The sequence below is a fragment of the Roseovarius sp. M141 genome (assembly GCF_024355225.1).
Classification (GTDB): domain Bacteria; phylum Pseudomonadota; class Alphaproteobacteria; order Rhodobacterales; family Rhodobacteraceae; genus Roseovarius.
This window is the reverse complement of sequence record NZ_VCNH01000003.1, coordinates 26,336-41,703: the sequence shown is the minus strand read 5'-3', so window position 1 is coordinate 41,703 and position 15,368 is coordinate 26,336. Positions and strand designations below refer to the sequence as shown.

At 64.6% G+C, this 15,368-nt stretch carries 18 protein-coding genes; 6 read left to right on the top strand and 12 right to left on the bottom strand.

Annotation, left to right across the window (positions count from 1 at the left end):
* Positions 1–6 precede the first annotated feature (6 nt).
* From FGD77_RS02350 to FGD77_RS02295, 12 genes are all read right to left on the bottom strand, one after another.
* Entirely contained in the window at positions 7–2,031 is a 2,025-nt protein-coding gene (locus tag FGD77_RS02350) for a TonB-dependent receptor (RefSeq protein ID WP_255005982.1), read from the bottom strand.
* 179 nt (positions 2,032–2,210) lie between these two features.
* A complete protein-coding gene (locus tag FGD77_RS02345; RefSeq protein ID WP_255005980.1) occupies positions 2,211–3,485 on the bottom strand; it encodes an NnrS family protein in 1,275 nt (424 codons plus the stop codon).
* Complete coding sequence (locus FGD77_RS02340) at positions 3,482–4,231, bottom strand: ABC transporter ATP-binding protein (RefSeq protein ID WP_255005978.1); 750 nt, start codon at positions 4,229–4,231, stop codon at positions 3,482–3,484. Before FGD77_RS02340 ends, FGD77_RS02345 begins: the two co-directional genes overlap by 4 nt.
* A complete protein-coding gene (locus tag FGD77_RS02335) occupies positions 4,228–5,064 on the bottom strand; it encodes an ABC transporter permease (RefSeq protein WP_255005977.1) in 837 nt (278 codons plus the stop codon). The genes FGD77_RS02340 and FGD77_RS02335 overlap by 4 nt, the downstream gene beginning before the upstream one ends.
* Before the next feature lie 21 nt (positions 5,065–5,085).
* On the bottom strand, positions 5,086–6,084 hold the full coding sequence (locus tag FGD77_RS02330; RefSeq protein ID WP_255005975.1) for an ABC transporter substrate-binding protein: 999 nt from the start codon (positions 6,082–6,084) through the stop codon (positions 5,086–5,088).
* Complete coding sequence (locus FGD77_RS02325) at positions 6,081–6,569, bottom strand: hypothetical protein (protein ID WP_255005974.1); 489 nt, start codon at positions 6,567–6,569, stop codon at positions 6,081–6,083. Before FGD77_RS02325 ends, FGD77_RS02330 begins: the two co-directional genes overlap by 4 nt.
* Before the next feature lie 16 nt (positions 6,570–6,585).
* Positions 6,586–7,017, bottom strand: a complete 432-nt coding sequence (locus FGD77_RS02320; protein WP_255005973.1) for a hypothetical protein — start codon at positions 7,015–7,017, stop codon at positions 6,586–6,588.
* Positions 7,014–7,430: a YbaN family protein gene (locus FGD77_RS02315; RefSeq protein WP_255005972.1), complete on the bottom strand. Its 417-nt coding sequence runs from the start codon at positions 7,428–7,430 to the stop codon at positions 7,014–7,016. The genes FGD77_RS02320 and FGD77_RS02315 overlap by 4 nt, the downstream gene beginning before the upstream one ends.
* A 247-nt stretch (positions 7,431–7,677) precedes the next feature.
* Positions 7,678–8,460 carry a heme ABC transporter ATP-binding protein gene (locus FGD77_RS02310; protein ID WP_255005968.1) on the bottom strand — a complete coding sequence of 261 codons (783 nt, stop codon included), beginning with the start codon at positions 8,458–8,460 and terminating at the stop codon, positions 7,678–7,680.
* The gene (locus FGD77_RS02305; protein ID WP_255005967.1) at positions 8,457–9,533 is read right to left on the bottom strand and encodes an iron ABC transporter permease; all 1,077 of its coding nucleotides are present in this window, start codon (positions 9,531–9,533) and stop codon (positions 8,457–8,459) included. Before FGD77_RS02305 ends, FGD77_RS02310 begins: the two co-directional genes overlap by 4 nt.
* Positions 9,514–10,440: a hemin ABC transporter substrate-binding protein gene (locus FGD77_RS02300; protein ID WP_255005966.1), complete on the bottom strand. Its 927-nt coding sequence runs from the start codon at positions 10,438–10,440 to the stop codon at positions 9,514–9,516. The genes FGD77_RS02305 and FGD77_RS02300 overlap by 20 nt, the downstream gene beginning before the upstream one ends.
* Entirely contained in the window at positions 10,440–11,501 is a 1,062-nt protein-coding gene (locus tag FGD77_RS02295) for a hemin-degrading factor (RefSeq protein ID WP_255005964.1), read from the bottom strand. The genes FGD77_RS02300 and FGD77_RS02295 overlap by 1 nt, the downstream gene beginning before the upstream one ends.
* A 321-nt stretch (positions 11,502–11,822) precedes the next feature.
* On the opposite strand from FGD77_RS02295, the gene FGD77_RS02290 reads away from it, so the two are divergent.
* The 6 genes from FGD77_RS02290 to hemP all read left to right on the top strand — a co-directional run bounded on the left by FGD77_RS02290 (position 11,823) and on the right by hemP (position 15,118).
* Positions 11,823–12,263, top strand: coding sequence for a hypothetical protein (locus FGD77_RS02290; RefSeq protein ID WP_255005963.1), 441 nt, complete (start codon positions 11,823–11,825; stop codon positions 12,261–12,263).
* A gap of 5 nt (positions 12,264–12,268) precedes the next feature.
* On the top strand, positions 12,269–12,922 hold the full coding sequence (locus FGD77_RS02285) for a MotA/TolQ/ExbB proton channel family protein (RefSeq protein WP_255005960.1): 654 nt from the start codon (positions 12,269–12,271) through the stop codon (positions 12,920–12,922).
* A complete protein-coding gene (locus FGD77_RS02280; protein WP_255005957.1) occupies positions 12,912–13,283 on the top strand; it encodes a biopolymer transporter ExbD in 372 nt (123 codons plus the stop codon). Before FGD77_RS02285 ends, FGD77_RS02280 begins: the two co-directional genes overlap by 11 nt.
* A complete protein-coding gene (locus FGD77_RS02275) occupies positions 13,280–13,678 on the top strand; it encodes a biopolymer transporter ExbD (protein WP_255005955.1) in 399 nt (132 codons plus the stop codon). The genes FGD77_RS02280 and FGD77_RS02275 overlap by 4 nt, the downstream gene beginning before the upstream one ends.
* Entirely contained in the window at positions 13,675–14,649 is a 975-nt protein-coding gene (locus tag FGD77_RS02270) for an energy transducer TonB (RefSeq protein WP_255005954.1), read from the top strand. The genes FGD77_RS02275 and FGD77_RS02270 overlap by 4 nt, the downstream gene beginning before the upstream one ends.
* Before the next feature lie 280 nt (positions 14,650–14,929).
* Complete coding sequence (hemP, locus tag FGD77_RS02265; RefSeq protein ID WP_255005953.1) at positions 14,930–15,118, top strand: hemin uptake protein HemP; 189 nt, start codon at positions 14,930–14,932, stop codon at positions 15,116–15,118.
* Positions 15,119–15,368 lie beyond the last annotated feature (250 nt).

Here is a 15,368-nt window from a genome sequence, read left to right as displayed (position 1 = left end):
AAGAGATTAGAACCGGGCTGATAGCACGATGTCGATACTGCGTTCGGCACCGGGAAGTTGGTCGAACGGTTCATAGGATTTGTCGAAAATATTGTTCAGCTGCACCGTCAACGAAGCATTCTCGGTCAGATCCAGCGATCCGCGCAGGTTGACCGTGGTCCAACCGCCGGCACTGGATGTCACGGCTCCGGCGTCGTCGCGCAGTTTTGCGCTGCTTTCGCCTGTTGCGAACAGATCAAACGAGGCCGGCATACCGCGGAAGTCGAAATCCTTGCGCAAACCGATGGTGCCGGAAAAGCCCGGCGTGCCGCTGTCGGAGGTTGAGAACCCGTTCCCGTACTGCAGTTCGCGGTTCAGGATCGCGCCCGAAACATAGGGCGTCAGGCTGTTGCCGAGATCGCGCTCTGCGTAGATCTCAAACCCTACGGTCTTGGCGCCATTGACGTTTTGATACTGCGCACTGGGCCGCCCGCCCACCGGCGGCAGTCCCTGGCGAACGATGTAGTCCTTCGCATCGGTGTAAAACAGCGTCGCATCAAGGATCGTCGCACCATTGTCGAACCGTGCTCCAAGCTCAAAATTATTCGCAGTTTCGGGCTTGAGGTTCGGGTTGGGCAAGGTCAGTTGCCCGCCTGCCGTCGTCTGCGTGAAAAGCTGGTTCAGCGTCGGATAGTTGTAGCCTTGCGAGAACAGCCCGCGCAGCGCCCAGGTGTCATTCGGGGTCCAGACGACACCGGCACTGGCCAGAAACCGGTCATCCGTGTTTTTTGACAGCGGCGCGGAGTTGCTTTCTTCTAGTTCCGCCTCGACGTTGTAGTAACGGCCGCCAAAATGCAGCGCCCATTGCGGGGACAACGTGATCTCGTTCTGCGCATAGATTGAGGTGGTGACGATGCGCGCCTCGTCGCGCCGCAGGGTCGGCGGCAGCGGGAAGGGCGCGCCGGGCGGCGTGATCTGGCTGCTGGCGTCCACATCCAGAAAATCGTTCTCGTATTGCGCGCCCACGATGGTGCGGATGCTGTCCGAAAACCGCAGCTCGGTCGAGACGTTCAGCCCCCAGGTTTCCTGTTCGTCGTTGTTGATCGTCTCTATCACCGGCGCAAACGGCCCCGGTGCGATCCGGTTGCGGAATTCGCGGTCGATGGTCTGGCCGAACGCGTCGATTTTCAGCGATGTCATCCACGGGGTCAGGTCGGTGCCTTCATAGAAAAACCCCAGCTTGCGCAGGTCGCGTTTCGGCAGATCGATGGAGAAATTCGGATCGCCCGTATAGACATCCGACGACAGATCGAACGCCTGCGCCTCCAGTCCGAAGGAGTGATTGCCGAATTCGTAGCCGAGATAGCCCGACAGATTCTGATCCTCGACGCCCGATGGGACCAGTTCGCCGATGCCTGCGGCGTGACGGTTGCCCAGATCGGATTTGCTCTGATTGAGCCGCCAGGTAAAGCCGCCCTGCCGTCCGGCGACCGAGTTGGACAGCCGCCAGCCGTCGGTCGCTCCGAAATATGACAGGGTGCTGCTGGCCTCGAACGGCTTGTCGGTGCCGCGCTTGGTGATGATGTTGATGGTGCCGCCAATGGCGCGCTGGCCGCTGATCACCGAGGACGCTCCGCGCACGACCTCGATCCGCTCTACCGTGGAGGGATCCACCACCACCGGCGGGCCGTAGGTGGTATGATCGGTGATCGCCTGTCCATTGACCAGGATGCGCACACGGCGCGCTTCCTCGCCCCGAATGCGGATCCGGGTAATTCCCTGCTCTTCGACGCGCACACCGGGGATATCCTTGAGATAATCGGCAACACGCGCGGGCGGGATCCGTGAAATTTTCTCTTCGTCGATGACCGAAACCGCGGAAGGGTTCTCGAAAACCGTGGTTTCCAGCCCTGTCCCCAGAAGCGTGATCGTCCCCAGATCGGTCGTCTTGCCATCGGCCTGCTGCGCATCCGCGCCCTGCGCAACCAACGCCATCGCGGCCCCGGTCAGTAAAGTGGCACAGATATCGCGCTTTTGCCAAAATCCTGTCATTGCCTTTTCCCTTCGCCCGTCTGCAGGACTTGCCGCAGACATCTTGTGTCGACGTCACGGCTGGCGGTGGGCTGGCATTGACTGAGTATTTTTGTCAGATTTGTGAGGTGAATGCCGCCACGGCTGAAAAATGTCAAGCGGCGGTTGTGATTATCCGCATTTTCTGTTGTTGGCGCGCTTTATTCGGCGGCGGCAACATGGTGCACATGTTCGCTCGGGCCCGCCATCTGCGGCGCCTCCATCATCGGCGCCGGAACCGAGGCTTTGGACACATAAGGCCAGAAGACCGCAAGCCAGGTGAGATAGCCCAGTGCCCAGAGTAGCGATGCGCCCGCATGCAGCGGGCCGGGCATGTCGAATCCCAGATCGGGGGCCAGTCGCAGCGCGACCGACAGCGCCAGCGCCAGCGCGCCCAGCCGCGCCGGCCACGGCAGGCCCAGCGGGCGGTTCGTGTGCATCAGCCCCGCGATGCAAAACACCGCATAGACCCCCAGCCCCAGACCGCCCATGAACGCCGCATGCAGGCCCGTGACCTGCCCCCAGGGCGCGCCAAGCGCGGCGGCACCGGTCATCATCAGCCCCGCCCCCGCCAGCGCACTGGCCCCCGCCAGCAGCAGAATCTCTGTGCGCATCGCCTCGCGCCCGATGAATGCCTCGGCCACACGGTCCATGAAGGCGGCACCGGCGGCCAGCAACAGATAGCCGTTCACGGCGGGCGACAGCCCAGCCGCCTGCCCGATCATCGCGATCAGCACCAGCCCCGGCGCAAGATTCAACCGCCCGGGATGGGGCCGGAAGGGCGAGCTGTTCTCGGACGGGTCGAGCACGAGATTGGTCACCGGCACGGTGATCCGCGCCAGCGCCAGCCCCAGGAGACCGAGAAAAGCGAAACCGGCAAGATGAATCCAAGTCTGCGCCGCCGCGCTATCGCCCGTCACAAAGAAAGCCCGTGTCGTGGCGGTGCAGGCGATCAGCAGGCCCAGCCAGAACGCGAAGGTCAGCAACCGGTCGGTCCGCTTTGCCCATGACAGGCGAAGCAGATAGGCCAGCAGCGCGCCCATCCAGGCCAGATCGGCCAGCGCGCCCGCCATGCTCAGCCCGTCCCAGCCGAGGATCCCGACGATCCGCCCCGCCCCCCAGAGCGTGGCCAGCAGCCACAGTGGGCGGCCGCGCAGCGGCTCGGTATCGGTCCATTCCGGGGCTGCCGTCGTCAGGAACCCGATCAGCGCCGCGCCGAATGCGCCGATCAGCATCTCATGCGCATGCCACAGCGATGGCGGCACGCTGCGCGCCAGCGGCAGATCGAACCCCATCGCCAGCACCCAGAATAGCGGAAAAACCGCCGCGTAAAGGGCTGCGAGCGGAAAAAGCAGCCGGAACCCCTCATCGGCCAGCATCCCCAGAGTCGTCTGCGGCAGGGTCCGACCCGGCCCGGCGGTGGGTGCAAAACTCATGCGATCTGCCTTTCGTCCACGTCGTGAATGTGGCGGAACAGCGGATCACGCTCCAGCGCGGCGCTGACCCAGTCCTGCACCTGCGCCTCGCTGCGCGCGCCGGGGCGGCCCGGCAGCGGGCGATCGCCCAAGATTCCGGCGCCATAGGTGTCCAGCACCGCAACCCGGTGGGCGATCCGCGCCGCCTCATTCAAATCATGTGTGATGAATAGCCCTGACAGTCCCGCGCCCGCGCAGGTCGCGATCACCAGATCCTGCATCCGGCGGCGCAACGCCACGTCAAGCGCGGTGAAGGGTTCGTCGAAATAGATAAAGTCGGGGCGCACCGCCAGCGCACGCGCAATGGCAACGCGCTGGCGCATCCCGCCGGACAGTTCCACGGGGTATTTGGCCAGATCGGCTGGCTGAAGCTCAGCTTGCGCCGCGGCCTCTTTGATCCGTTCGGCGCGTTGGCTGCGCGGCAGATGGGCAAGGTGCAGACCAAAGGCGATGTTGTCTGCCGCCGTCGCCCAGGGCAGCAGCGACGGGTCCTGAAAGATCATCGCATGGCGGCTGTAGTGCCGATCGATATGGCCGGCTTTGGGCTCCAGCAATCCCGCAGCCACATGGGCCAGCGTCGATTTTCCGCAACCCGACGGGCCGACCAGCGCCACGATCTCTTGCGCGCCGACGCTAAGGTCGATCCCTCGCAACACCGACCGGCCCAGATAGGCATGCTCGACGCCGCTCAGTGACAATGCGCTCATCGCTTGACCCCCCAGGGTTGCGCGGCGCGGCGCCAGCGCTCGATCTCGCCCTTGACGGGATGCACCAGCGTATATTCCACCGCGATCAGCAGGCTCACGGCGATCAGCACCCAGGCCAGCGCGGTCGCGATATCGAGATTGATGCGCGCATTGGCCAGCGCGCCGCCGATGCCGCCCGCGTTGGCCAAAAGCTCGGCCATCACAGCCACCTTGAAGGCCGTACCAAGGGCCAGCATCAGTGCCGGAAACAGCGTTGTCGTGGTTTGCCGCAACCCCACAGTCAAGAAGCGCTGCATCGGTCCGGCGCCAAACGCTTCTGCCATACGGTCGAGGCTACGGTCGCGTGTGGCGATACCTTGCGCTGCGCCCAGAAACACCACCGGAAGGGCCGAAACAACGATAACCGTGCGCACCGTGGCATCCGACCCGCCAAACCAGATCATCGCCAGTACGATCCACGCAATCGGTGGCACCCCCATCAGCACCGTGATCAGAGGCTGTGTCAGGCGCAGCGTCGCGGGCGAATATCCCGCGACCAATCCCAGCGCCACGCCGACGCCGCTGACCATGACAAACCCCGTCACCGCGCGTTGCAGTGTCAGCCCCGCCACGGCCCACGCCGACGGATCGTTCGCCAACTGCCAAACCGCTACCACCGTTGCCTGCGGCGAGGTCAGGATAAACGGGCCATATGCCTCGTGCCCCGCCTGCCAGACGGCGGCCAGCAGAAACAGCGCCGCCAGCCCGGCCCAGCCGGCCCAGAGAAACTCCAGCACCCGCGCGGCCCGCATCGCCAGGCGGGTCGTGATCGGCGGTTTGAGGCTGGCGGTCATGGCTGGCACCTTCGGCTCGGTTCAGAGATAGAAATCGTCGTCGGGCAGGTGGCCATTGATGGCGGCCATGTCGGCACCGGTCATCGTGCGCAGCATCCGTTCGATATCCGCACGGGCCTCTGTGGCGGGGCGCGCGACTAGGTTGGAATGCGGTATCGACGCCGCCAGCAGCGGTGCAGGCATTCCCAGAACCTCGGTCGCATGGCTGGCAGCCGTGGCAGGATCGGCCAGAACCTCATCCGTTGCAGTCTCGATCGCAGCCAAGAGCGCCGGAACAGTGTCGCCATGCGCGCTCAGGAAATCGCCGGTGATCGCCAGCCCGGCTTGCGGCAGGACGGGCACCGCCCCCGTCATTTCGCCCCAGGCGGCCTGAAGGTCGATGGCACGGCGGATATCCTTGCCCGCCTGCCGCCCCGCGATCACGGCGGCGGTGGTCGAGGGCTCGGCGGTCAGCGCCGCCTCGACCCGGCCCGCCAACAGCAGTTGCATCGCCTCAATGGGCGAGCCGGCATAGGTGATCTGCAAATCGGTTTCGGGGCTCAGCCCATGATGGACCAGAAGCTGGCCGAACAGGATTTCAGGCGTGTCGCCGCGAAACGGCACGGCGACGCTGCGCCCCTTGAGATCCGCAATGCCCTCGATGCTGTCATCGCCTGTGGCGACATAAAGCAGCCCGTCGGTCATCACATTGGCCAGCCGGATCGCGAAGCCGCGATTGTAAAGGTTGGCGGCGGCCTGCACCGGCACGATGGACAGCTGGATACTGCCCGAGGTGAGACCGGCGCGCAATTCATCAGGCGCGCGCCACGCGGCCATGCTGGCCGCATCGGCAATATCCGCGAAAAGATCGGTCGCCACCGCATGCGCCAGCGTCACTGATGGCCCGGCAGGCGGGCCGTAAAGGGCAAGGGTTACGATGCGGGGTTGCGCGCGCAGCAGACCCGGCATTGCCAGCGCCGACGCAGAAGCAACCGCCCCGAGAAGGATGGTGCGGCGGCTGGGCGGGTAGATGGTCGTCATGGTGAGCTCCTTTCGGGAGAGGGCATATGCGCTGCTGATCTCGGTTCGGGATTACCTGAAAATGCCTCTCGCAGCGCCGATCCGGCCAGGATGGGCAATGCCGTGGGGATGGCGTAGAGTTCCAGTACGTCCGCGAGTCCGAGTACGCCAAGAGGTGCAAACCCCAGATCGGGACCAAATACCGCATGAAGCACCGCCATTCCGAGCACCGCCAGCGGCCAGACGGCGAGCCGCAAGCCAGTCCGCGGCAGTAATGCAGCGATGACGACGAACGCCAAAGCGGCCGGCCACCAGGCAATCGCCTGCACCGCGAGACCGCTTGCCGCGATCAGCGCCGAAAAGCGCAGATCGAACGGCCAGAGCCCGCCGAGAAACGTGGCCAAACCGATAGACGCCGCCACCAAAGCGATCAGGACCAGCAGATGGAGCATAAGGCGCATGGCCTTGCTCAACCCTTTGGTTTCCATGACAGTGTGGCGGCCCATATCAAGACGCCCTTTCCTACTTCAGCAACTCGGCAATGGCCGGAACCGGTGTCTCGTCATCCAGAACCACAAGTTGCAGCCTTACCGCATCGCTTCGCGCGGCCAGCCAGTGCATCTCGCCCGGCGGCAGAATAAGAAAACTGCCGGCGGGATAGACCTGCTCCGCCGCCGGATCGACTGTATCGCCATCGCCCCAGGACATATCGCCCGAAAGGACCGTCAGCAGACGCAGGCCGCTTTCGGTGGCATGGGGCGGGACAACCTGGCCCGCCGCCACGTCCAGCAGAACCACTGCGGGACTGCCTGCCGAGGAGAGCGCAAGTGGCGTGAGCGTTGCCGCGTCATAGACGGTCTTGCCCGGCAATGCCGCCGGATCGATCGATACCGTGTCGGCCTGCACGGGAAAGGCGGCAGCCGTTGCGAGCACAGTCAATAGCGTGGTCTTCATGAGTGTTTCCTTACGTCAGAAGGATTGGATGTCACCGAACCGGGTCGGCTGAGAATGAAGGTTGCAGCGGCAGCGATGACCGCCACTTGAAACAGTTTCGCGGCATCGGGCATGGTGGACGACAGTCCGAACGCCAGCGCCGCGGCCATCATCGCCACCGAGAGTGTCTTGTAGCGCGGGGCGATGGCGCCCGATGCCCGCCAGTCAGCGATGACCGACCCAAAAAGACGGCTCTGCTCCAGCCTTGCCTGGAGCGCCGGGACGCTTTTGCCAAATGCGAAAGCGGCAAGAATCACGAAAGGCGTGGTCGGCAGAAGCGGCAGGATGACACCGGCCACCCCGAGCATCAGAGTGGCACCACCGGTCAGGAACCAGAAGACCCGAAGCGGGCTATTTTGGATGTCTGAGTGCATCAGGATTCGTCCTACTGGTGTTTTCTACCTCCTACAGCGAATAAGCTTGGGAGACAAGAAAGTCCTATCAAAACACTCAGGATTGATTGCGCGAGCGGTACACACCCGTGACGTTACGCGGGCGGGGCAAAGATCACCGCCGAAAACACCCCTGCGCCTGTCTGGCCAGTGGCTAGCGGAGTAATCTCTGCCAGGAACATAAGAAAACACCTGAAAGTGCCGCTCATTCATGATGCTGGCGGTTGTCTCACAAGGTCGCCGCATGCGGCAGCAGCCAAGTTCCGCCTTGGGGCGGTTCGCAGTTGACGCGCAGATTGCAGCGATAGGCATGCGACAATATGGCGTCGGTCAGGACCTCGGCGGGGGTTCCGGTGGCGGCGATTTCGCCGCAATGCACCATGGTGACCGCATCGGCGAACATCGCCGTCAGGTTCAGATCATGCATCACCGCGACCACCCCGCCGCCGCGCGCCGCATAGTCGCGCATCACTTCCATCACCATAAGCTGATGGCCGATATCAAGGCTCGATACCGGCTCGTCCAGCAGCAACCAGCGGGGGGTTCCGTGGGCCATCGGCTCCCACACCTGGGTCAGCACGCGGGCCAGTTGGACGCGCTGCTGCTCACCGCCCGAAAGTTCCTGATAGAACCGCCCGCCATAGCCCGCGAGGCCCACCGCCTCCAGCGCGCGCATCGGCAGGCGGTCGCGTCCGGCCGAAACGCCCGCGGTCAGGCCGAGGCGGATCACCTCGATTACGGTGAAGGGAAAGGCCAGCGTCACCGCCTGCGGCAACACGGCGCGCATGCCCGCCAGTTCCCAGCCCTTCAGCTGGCCGGTGTCCCGTCCGTTGATCGCGACCCGGCCCGAACACGCCACCTCGCCGCAGAGCGCGCGCAAAAGCGTGCTTTTTCCCGACCCGTTGGGGCCGACGATGGCGGTCACGTGACCGGCTGCCGCGCTGAAATCGACACCATGCAGGATGGTGCGACGGCCCAGTTCCACGCGGATGTTCTGCCCGAGGAAGCTCACAGGTCCACCACCATGCGGCGGCGCAGCAGGATCCACAGGAAAACAGGTGCGCCAAGAATCGCGGTCACAATGCCGATGGGCAGTTCGGCGGGGGCGATGATGGTGCGGCTGATCATGTCGGCGCCAAGCAGCAGGCTGGCACCCAGCAGTGCCGCATTGGGCAGCAGCGCCCGATGATCCGGCCCCGACACCAGCCGCAAAAGATGCGGCACCACGATGCCGACAAAGCCGATGCCGCCCGACACCGCGACCGCCGCACCGGTGGCCCCGGCGACGGCCAGCACCGCCAGGTTCTTGACCCGCTGCACCGGGATGCCCAGATGGCCCGCCGCCGCCTCGCCCAAGGCCAGCGCGTTCAGCCCGCGCGCCAGGAACGGCGCACCCAGCATCGCGGCAAGGATGATCGGCGCGGCGGCCAGCAGCTTGCCCCATGTCGCCCCGGCGAGGGAGCCCAAGCCCCAGAACGTCAGGTCGCGCAATTGCTGATCGTCGGCGGCATAGACGAGCAGCCCCGACACCGCCCCCGCCAGCGCGCCGAGCGCGATGCCCGCCAGCAGCATCGTTGCGACCGAGGTGCGCCCGCCGCGCGTCGAGACCCGGTACAGCACCAGCGTTGTGATCCAGCCCCCGGCGAAAGCCGCCAGCGGCACCAGATGTGCCCCGACCAGCGCCATCAGCCCAGCAGGCAGCGCCGCGCCCAGAACAATGGCGCAAATCGCGCCAAGGCCGGCCCCGGCGCTGACGCCGACCAGCCCCGGATCGGCCAGCGGATTGCGGAACAGCCCCTGCATCACCGCGCCGGAGGTCGCCAGCGCGGCCCCCACCAGCGCGCCCATCAGCGTCCGGGGCGCGCGGATGTTCCACAGGATCGTCTCATCCACGCGCGAGAGGGCGCGGCCCTGCGCCAGATCGCCCAAAGCCGCCCAGAGCGATGTGCCCGCCGCGCCCGTGGCAAGGCTGGCCGTCATGGTCGCCAGCAGCAGCAGCCCCAGCCAGAGCGTCAGCCGCCGCGCCGCCGCCGCCCGGTCGGGCGGGTCCGCTACGGCGATCTCGTCATAAGCTGCCAGCGTCATGTGCCTGCTCTCCGTAAAGTGCATCCGTCAGATCCTGCACCGCCTCAGCCGTGCGCGGACCGAACCCCAGCAGGTATTGCCCGCCCATGCGGATCACCGCGCGGGCCTCGCCCGCCGGGGTCGCCGCGATGGCGGGCATTGCGAACAGGGCGGCATCGTCCACCATTACCACGCCACCGCGCGTCATCATCAGGATCACATCCGGCGCCGCCTGCACAATGGCCTCGTCGCTGACCGGCTTGTAGCCTTCGAACCCGTCAAGCGCGTTGATGGCACCGGCCATCCCGATCACGGTTGCCGCTTCGGTGTTGCGCCCGGCGGCCAATATGCGCCCGCCTTCAACGCTGAGGACGAACAGCACGCGTTTGCGATCCCCGTCCGCGATGGCGTCGGCGCGGACGGTCGCGCGTTCAAGCTGTGCCGCCACGTCATCAGCCAGAACCTCTGCCCGCGCCTCGACATCCAGCGCGGTACCCACCGCGCGGATTTTCGCAAGGATGCCCGCAGCCGTTGGTTCATCCGGGATCAGCACCAGCCGTACGCCTGCTTTCTTCAGTACGTCCAGTGCCTCGGGTGGGCCGGCATCGGCCTCGGCCAGCACCAGATCGGGGTTCATCGACAGGACCCCTTCGGGCGACAGCCCGCGCACATAACCCACATCGGGCAGTGCCAGCGCGGCCTCGGGATAGCTCGACGTGGTGTCGCGCGCGATCAGACGATGCTGCTGGTCCAGTTCATAGACGATTTCGGTGATCGAGCCACCGATCGAGACGATATCCGCATGCGGATTCGCGGGGGTCTCGGTGTTTTCGGCGCTGACAGACCCGGCCATGACACCCCCAAACGCCACCACCCAAAGCGCCGTGAGTGCGGCGATCCCCGATCCGCGATTGCAGCGTTTCGTCATCACGCCACCTCTTCGTTCGCGAGGTCGGGCAGAGCGTCCACGATCGATTTCCATTCCGCCCGACTGTCCGGCAAAGCGCGCCCCGCGGGCACCGGAAATATCTGGAAGATCAGACCACCCTGGGCGTCGAACGCCTCGACCGAAATAGCAGCGCCGCGCTTGGTGGGTTTGTCCACCGCATACACCTCGGCCACATGATCGAGACGCAGATGCATGTCGAACCCCGGATCAAGCACGTTCTGCCACGGCCCCATCGGTTTCAGGTTCCTGAGCGCGCCGGAATGGATCTGGATGCAGCCGCGATTGCCAACGAAAATCATGATGGGGATTTCGGCCGCGTGCACGGCGTGCAGCATCCGGTCCACTGCTTCGGTGGCGAGCTGGCGCACGAAGGGCGCACCGACGATCCGGTACGCGCCCAGCCGATTCATCTTGAGCCGCTTCGCCATGGCGAAAAACTGATGCGTATCGGTCATTTTCGACCATCCGTCACGCAGCGCATCGGCCTTTTCGGGGTTGGATCTTGCCGGTTCCGTCGCGGCACGCGGCGCAACCTCCTGCGTGTCGGACTGATCGTCATGGCGCAGGGTCGCGACAGCCTGCGCGTAGGCCTCCAGATCCGACGTATCGCGCAGGAATATCTTGTGCACGGCATCGCCGGCGGCATCGAAGACCTGAAGACTGCGCCGCAAACCGCCCTCGATCTCTTTTTCGACGGCAAAAGCGGTCATCCAGAATTTCGGAAAAATCCGCAGGTCGATCGGCTCGTTCAGGATCATCGCGGCATGAGAGCCGGGGTGATAATTGTCGTAACGGCCCACGACTTCGCTGACACATGATTCGTTGCGCGTCAGGGCCATTACTTCGCCCAAGGCGCAGGCTGCGGCCATGATTCCGTCAGGATGCGCATTGATCCGCGTGGCGCCCTGCCCGACATGGGCCGCGATCAACTGCGCCTCCGAGATGCCCAGCTTATCGGCCAGGTCGCGCTCGCGCATCTTCGGGTTGTCGGTCCTTGCCGCGCGAATGTCAGCAGGTGAGGGAAAATTATCCAGTGCCATGCAAGTCACCTTTTTGTTCAAGTTTGGGGGTGTCTGGCTGGGACAGCATGCGCGCCCGTAGCTGGATGGAGCGCGACGTGCACGCGATCCGTAGTTCTTGACACTTTTAGTCGGATAAAATATCGACCGCAAGCAAGAAGGTGTGCCGTGTGTGATGCACCTTTCTGAGATAGCCAGCCGCGTGCCAGCCAGAAAATTGCAAACATCATGTCGGCCGGGAGCGGTTCGGCGTTGTGCGTGTGCTGGGCTAGCTGGTCTGCGCTCTTCGCATTAATGCTGTATTTAGACCCAAGGGCCGGGACGACACGGGAAGGTCGGGTCATGAAGCCAATCCAAACATTCCTTTTTGCGGTGACGCTGGCCGGACCCGGCAGCCTCGCCTTCGCGCAGGACGCGGCGGACCGGGCGGCGAAACCCGGCTTGCAGATCGAGTTGAACGACGCTGCCGATGTGGACGGCACCTGCCGTATCAGCTTTCTGGTGGAAAACGGGCTGGGCGCGGACCTGTCCGGCGCAGTGTTTGAAACCGTACTGTTCGATGCCGAAGGTGCGGTTGAACGGCTGACGCTGTTTGATATGCGCGACCTGCCCACCGGGCGCCCACGGGTGCGCCAGTTCCAGATCGACGGCGTCCCATGCGCGGGCATCGGGCGCATCCTCATCAACGGCGCGCAGACCTGCACCGGAGAGGGCGTGGCCGAGGGCGTCTGCATGGACACCCTCACCCTGACCTCGCGCACCGACATCGAGCTTCTGGGATGAGCGACATGATGGAACAACTGCGTAGCTCGCTGGGCAATATCCTCGATCTCGGGGGCCCGGTCGTCGCGATTCTCGCGCTGGTCTCGGTGCTGACACTGGCGCTGATCTTCTACAAGCTGTGGCAGTTCCATGCGGCGGGTGTCGGGCGCCATCGCGCCCTTTCGGCTGCAATCAGCGCCTGGGACGAGGGCGCAAGGCCTCAGGCCGCGCGGCATCTGGCCGAAAGTACCAGCTATCTCGCCCCGGTGATCGAGCAAGCCATCGGCCAGGCCGATTCCGGCAATGCGCTGGTGTCGCAACGGCTGGATGCCGAGGCCGAGGCGCGGTTCGCGCGGCTCGAATCGGGGTTCAAGGTTCTGGACGTGGTCGCGCAACTGGCGCCGCTTCTGGGGCTGTTCGGCACAGTTCTGGGCATGATCGAGGCGTTCCGCACGCTTCAGGATGCAGGTAGCGCGGTGGACCCGTCGCTGCTGGCCGGAGGCATCTGGGTGGCGCTGCTGACCACTGCCGCCGGGCTGGTGGTGGCCATGCCGGCGGCGCTGGTGCTGTCCTGGTTCGAGGGGCGCATGCACCGCGAACGGGTCTTTGCCGAACGTGGCTTGCGCACCATCCTGGCCCCCACGACAGCGAAGCAGGACACACAGGTTCATGCCGCTTGAGATCCGCAAACCCCGGCGCAGGCCGTTGTCGATGACGTCGCTGATCGACGTGATCTTTCTGCTTTTACTATTCTTCATGCTGACCTCGACCTTCTCGCGGTTCGGCGAGGTGGAACTGTCCGGTGCCGCACGCGGCGGTGCCAGCGCCGAGACACCGCCGCTGTTCCTGTCGGTTGACGCATCGGCACTGCGCCTGAATGGCGAGGCGGTGTTGCTGGATGAGCTAGAGGCGGCGCTGATCGGGCGCAATGAGCGCCGCCTGCTGGTCAGCCTGTTGGGCGACGTGCTGTCGCAGCGGCTGGTCGATGTGCTGGCGGTGCTGCGCGGCGTCGATAACTTGGAGGTGACGGTGCTGCAATGAGCCGCCTTGCCCGCCCCAAACCCGCCAGCACGCGTGAGCCGACCATCGCGTTGATCAACGTCGTGTTCCTGATGCTGATCTTTTTCATGATCGCGGGCACGCTGGCGGCCCCGATGGATGGCGATCTGACCCTGGTGCAGACCGAGACGCTGGAAGGCGGTGCGCCGCCCGATACGTTGGTGGTGCACGCAGACGGGCGCCTCAGCTGGCGCGGTGACCCGGTCGAATCTGCGACGGCCTTCATGGCCGGGCAGCCCGAGGGCGGACAGGACCAGACCCTGCGCATCGTGCCCGATCGGGCCTTGCCCGCCGAGCTTCTGGTGCGACTGTCCAGTGAATTGCGCGCAGGCGGCGCGGCGCGGGTGATGGTCGTGACCGAACGGGCGCTGCCATGATCCCACGCTCCCGCTATATCGCTGTGGCCTCTCTGGCTTTGGCCGGGGCGCTGCATGCCGCCATCGCAGTCCTGCCAACCTCAGAGCCGGAGCGGATCGCGATAGAGGGCGGCGGCGGAGCGGCCAGCATCTCGACGCTGGGCGACAGCTTCGCCGACATGGCCGAGGGCGCATCGGTACCCGAACCCGAAGAGACGACAATGGCCGAACCCGTAAAGACGCCTGCGCCGCCGCCCGAAACAACAGTTTCCGAGACGCCAGTGCCGACACCGGCGGTCCCGCCCAGAGCGGTCGACGCGACGGTCCCGCAATCCCAAAAGGCGTCCCGGCCCGAAACACCAACACAGGCGCCCACGGCCAAGCCCGCCACATCGACAGTGCCAGAGGCCAGCACAATGGCCGCCCTGACCCCGCTGCAGGAAAGCGTCGCCCCCGCGCCGGATAGCGCGCAACCGGTCGAGCAGGCCCTTGCTCCGTCGCCGGATTCCGTTGACCGCGTGGTAGCTGAAACCGGGACGCCCGCGCCGGAGCGCTCCCTCAGGCCGCAGGTCCGCCCGGACCGACCAAAGCCGAAGCGGGCAACCACATCCACGCCAAAGCAATCGGGCAACGCCAACCGAGACGCGCGCGCGGGTGATGCAAGCGGGCGGGAAAACGCGCAGCAACAGCGCGCCGGATCTTCGCAGAGCGCCGCCACGCAAGCCGGGAACGCCGCGGCAGCAAACTATCCGGGTCAGGTCATGCGCCGTATCCAGCGCACAAGACGCGAGCGTGTCAACGCGCGCGGCTCGGCGCAGGTCAGTTTCACCATTGCCGCGAATGGCGCGTTGGCGGCTGTCGGCATCGCACGCAGTTCCGGCTCGGCCCGTCTGGACCAGGTGGCGCTGCAACAGATCCGCCGGGCCGCCCCTTTTCCGCCACCCCCGGCAGGCGCACGGCGCAGTTTCACCCTGAGGATTGATGGGAAATGATAGCAAACTTGGCTTCAGGCGCGGTAGCGCCTGTTCGGAAAATACAAATTGACATTATCCGAGTATTTTTATCAACTATTGCCATGTGGCATGCTCGAAAGCTGGAAATCCCCTGCGCAACCTTGGCTTTCGAGCCAGAGGAGGTCACCGCGTCCAACCTGTGCGAGCCGGCGCGCCCAATTGCACAACACGCTGTTGAGATAATCGAAGAAGCGTTTCGCTGTGAATGCATGCCCGGCATGGCATTGGAAACGGTCCTTGATCATGTGAGGAGCAGAAGATGAAATGCCCGATCTGCGGTGCCGGCAACAAGCCGGACAAGCACGATGACTGCCCGCGTCAGGACGGTTGTCCGCTCTATGATGTGCGCGCATTGGTCGAAAAAAGCGGTCTGGCAAAGCTTGTGTTGGATGGGCAGACCTACACGTTACGAATCACGCGTGCGGGAAAACTGATCCTGACGAAATGACTGATCAAACACCGTTGCCTTTTATGCCATGACATGACCGCTTGCCGCTTGGACTTTGCGGCAGCAGGCCAAGCCGTCGTAGCGTATTCATTTTATTGTTGAGTGTTTTTGTCGGTGGTTATTGACATAGGTCAAAGTCACCGCCAAAAAGGCCGCTAACTTCGCATCAGAACAAGCCAGCGCTGCGGTTCCCGCTTCTCGCCAGTTCCCCCACCTCAAAATATGAAACCAGGCCGGTTTCGGCAGTGTA

Coding starts and splice junctions, on each gene's coding strand:
- FGD77_RS02350 (WP_255005982.1), bottom strand. CDS start 2,031: ATGACAGGATTTTGGCAAAAGCGCGATATCTGTGCCACTTTACTGACC.
- FGD77_RS02345 (WP_255005980.1), bottom strand. CDS start 3,485: ATGAGTTTTGCACCCACCGCCGGGCCGGGTCGGACCCTGCCGCAGACG.
- FGD77_RS02340 (WP_255005978.1), bottom strand. CDS start 4,231: ATGAGCGCATTGTCACTGAGCGGCGTCGAGCATGCCTATCTGGGCCGG.
- FGD77_RS02335 (WP_255005977.1), bottom strand. CDS start 5,064: ATGACCGCCAGCCTCAAACCGCCGATCACGACCCGCCTGGCGATGCGG.
- FGD77_RS02330 (WP_255005975.1), bottom strand. CDS start 6,084: ATGACGACCATCTACCCGCCCAGCCGCCGCACCATCCTTCTCGGGGCG.
- FGD77_RS02325 (WP_255005974.1), bottom strand. CDS start 6,569: ATGGGCCGCCACACTGTCATGGAAACCAAAGGGTTGAGCAAGGCCATG.
- FGD77_RS02320 (WP_255005973.1), bottom strand. CDS start 7,017: ATGAAGACCACGCTATTGACTGTGCTCGCAACGGCTGCCGCCTTTCCC.
- FGD77_RS02315 (WP_255005972.1), bottom strand. CDS start 7,430: ATGCACTCAGACATCCAAAATAGCCCGCTTCGGGTCTTCTGGTTCCTG.
- FGD77_RS02305 (WP_255005967.1), bottom strand. CDS start 9,533: ATGACGCTGGCAGCTTATGACGAGATCGCCGTAGCGGACCCGCCCGAC.
- FGD77_RS02300 (WP_255005966.1), bottom strand. CDS start 10,440: ATGACGAAACGCTGCAATCGCGGATCGGGGATCGCCGCACTCACGGCG.
- FGD77_RS02295 (WP_255005964.1), bottom strand. CDS start 11,501: ATGGCACTGGATAATTTTCCCTCACCTGCTGACATTCGCGCGGCAAGG.
- FGD77_RS02290 (WP_255005963.1), top strand. CDS start 11,823: ATGAAGCCAATCCAAACATTCCTTTTTGCGGTGACGCTGGCCGGACCC.
- FGD77_RS02285 (WP_255005960.1), top strand. CDS start 12,269: ATGATGGAACAACTGCGTAGCTCGCTGGGCAATATCCTCGATCTCGGG.
- FGD77_RS02280 (WP_255005957.1), top strand. CDS start 12,912: ATGCCGCTTGAGATCCGCAAACCCCGGCGCAGGCCGTTGTCGATGACG.
- FGD77_RS02275 (WP_255005955.1), top strand. CDS start 13,280: ATGAGCCGCCTTGCCCGCCCCAAACCCGCCAGCACGCGTGAGCCGACC.
- FGD77_RS02270 (WP_255005954.1), top strand. CDS start 13,675: ATGATCCCACGCTCCCGCTATATCGCTGTGGCCTCTCTGGCTTTGGCC.
- hemP (WP_255005953.1), top strand. CDS start 14,930: ATGAAATGCCCGATCTGCGGTGCCGGCAACAAGCCGGACAAGCACGAT.